Genomic DNA, 1,196 nt, shown 5'->3' with positions numbered 1-1,196 from the left:
TCGGTGTCGTCGAGCTCAGATACCACCTCGCGCATCGCGATCTGGCGGACCTTCAAGGCCTTGTCGCCTGAAGCTTGTGCCTCCTCGGCTGCTGTTGCTAACCGAACGCCTTGCGCTTCCTTGGCTCCTGTTGCAGATCGGATGCCTTGGGTCTTTTCGGACACCATTGCGGATCGGATGCCTTGCGCCCGGAGCTCTTGGGCAGCCCCTGCTGCTTGCTTCAAGCTCGCAGCTTTTTTGGCATGCGCAGGCGCTGTACGTCCGCCCCTCTTCCTTGCCGGGCGCACGCCGAGCGCGTCTTGCCTCTCGGCGAGGACGGAAAGCGTTCGGGACTCATCATCAATCACGATGCCGGATGAGATCGCATCGACCTTGTCTGCCGTGACGACGTCAGCGATGGTGACGTGCTCATCTGCGAGCTTTTCGACATCCATCGCTTAGACGCTCTTCCTGGCGTTGTCACTGAATGCCTTGGCGCGCTTGAGCTGTGCGATCTCCTCGGGCTTGGTGTTGAAGAGGTCGTAGAGCGCGCCCTTAGGAAAGTCATCGCGAATGGGCACGCGCGCGCCTCCCGCCACGAGCAGCCCTTCACCTGCCTTGATGGACTCATCGATGTATTCCTTCTCGGCGGTAGAAAGCGAGAGCATCTCGGTCCATGCGGCGAGGTCTTGTGATGCCTGCTTGTGCAGCAGGCAGAAGTCCGAGTTCAAGACCATGGTGCGCGCCCGCTCGTTGGCGAGCATGTGGGAGGTGTTCTGGGAGATGCCCGTGCAGATCATGCCGTATTTTCGCCCCTCCGCCCAGAACTTGGCGAAGTAGTCGATGATGGTGGGATGGCCGAAGAGAGATTGCACCTCGTCGATGTAGAGCCAGGTCGTTACCCCTCGCTCGAAGTTCGCGTACATCCGGTTGCGCACCGTCTCAAGGGCGGTGAGCATGCCGAAGACGCGCATGTTGGTCGAGAGGTCGTGAAGGTCGATGTTGGTGATGCGGTTGGCAAAGCCTATGTTGGACTGGCGGTTGAAAAACGAGAGCGCTCCTGTGACGTAGCGCTCGTAGCGAAGCGCGATGTCGCGCGCCTCAGCCTCCGGCTGGTCGAGCAGCACCGCATGAAAGTCGGTGAGGGTCGGGGTCGTGGCACCATCTGCGCACCTGGCGTATGCCGCCTCGACGCAGCGCGTGATGATTGACTTGTC

The 1,196-nt window shown here is 60.7% G+C and carries 1 protein-coding gene and 1 pseudogene; both read right to left on the bottom strand.

Annotated features, from left to right (window positions below; all coding sequences use genetic code 11):
• A partial coding sequence (locus G7Y44_RS10270; RefSeq protein ID WP_206214472.1) for a hypothetical protein occupies positions 1–434 on the bottom strand: 434 nt, incomplete at its 3' end.
• A 3-nt stretch (positions 435–437) separates the two neighbouring features.
• Positions 438–1,196, bottom strand: a pseudogene (locus G7Y44_RS10265) (type IV secretory system conjugative DNA transfer family protein); the annotation flags it as partial.

This window comes from Adlercreutzia sp. ZJ141 (genome assembly GCF_011038965.1).
In the GTDB taxonomy this organism is placed as follows: domain Bacteria; phylum Actinomycetota; class Coriobacteriia; order Coriobacteriales; family Eggerthellaceae; genus ZJ141.
The sequence above is the reverse complement of the archived record's forward strand: the minus strand, read 5'-3'. Positions and strand labels throughout refer to the sequence as shown.